At 64.5% G+C, this 740-nt stretch carries 2 pseudogenes; both read left to right on the top strand.

The window, feature by feature from the left end:
- A pseudogene (locus tag EOC06_RS44600) lies at positions 1 to 460 on the top strand (penicillin-binding protein); the annotation flags it as partial.
- 25 nt (positions 461 to 485) lie between these two features.
- Positions 486 to 740, top strand: a pseudogene (locus tag EOC06_RS44595) (hypothetical protein); the annotation flags it as partial.

Genomic DNA, 740 nt, shown 5'->3' with positions numbered 1-740 from the left:
GGTGATGGGTACGGCGCGGCGAGCCCAACTTCCCAACATCGTCGTCGCCGGCAAGACAGGCACCACGCAGTCCTACCGCGACGCCTGGTTTGTCGGCTTCACCGGCAACTACACGGCGGCGGTATGGATGGGCAATGACGACTTCACGCCGACCAAGAACATGACCGGTGGCTCACTGCCGGCGATGGTGTGGCAGCGACTGATGGTCTACGCGCACCAGAACATCGACCTCAAGCCGATCCCTGGCATCGACAAGCCCTTCGTCGATGAGGAGATCGCCGCCAAGGCCGAGGAAGCACAGAAGAAGAGCGACGATCAGGCGGCGGCCGATGCAGCCGCCGAACGGCCGCCGGTGCTGTCCAGCCGCACGACCCAGACGCTGCGGGACATGACCACGCTGTTCCATTCGGCGCCCGTCCTCAGTACGCCGCAACTGCCGGAGACGCTATCGGCGCTGTGATTGGCGCCGAGACAGTTGAGGGGTGATGGCCGGATCACCGCCATTGCCAAGCTGGAACACCCCTCATCCGACCGAGCTTCGCTCGGCCACCTTCTCCCGCAAGGGGAGAAGGGAGAGCCGTCTGCAATTCTACGTCGGCCCGCTTGCCACAAGGCCCCACGCCGCGATATCCCCGAGCGGCAACTCTTCGTGTTCCCGGCCCCTCATGCTCAAAACTGCCTTCCTGACGCTGCTTTCGCTTGCCATAGCCATCGTCGGCGGTGGCGGCAGCGTCTGGTAT

It is taken from the genome of Mesorhizobium sp. M7A.F.Ca.MR.362.00.0.0 (genome assembly GCF_004023175.1).
In the GTDB taxonomy this organism is placed as follows: domain Bacteria; phylum Pseudomonadota; class Alphaproteobacteria; order Rhizobiales; family Rhizobiaceae; genus Mesorhizobium.
Note: the sequence above shows the minus strand (reverse complement) of the source record. Positions and strands in the feature narration are given on the sequence as shown.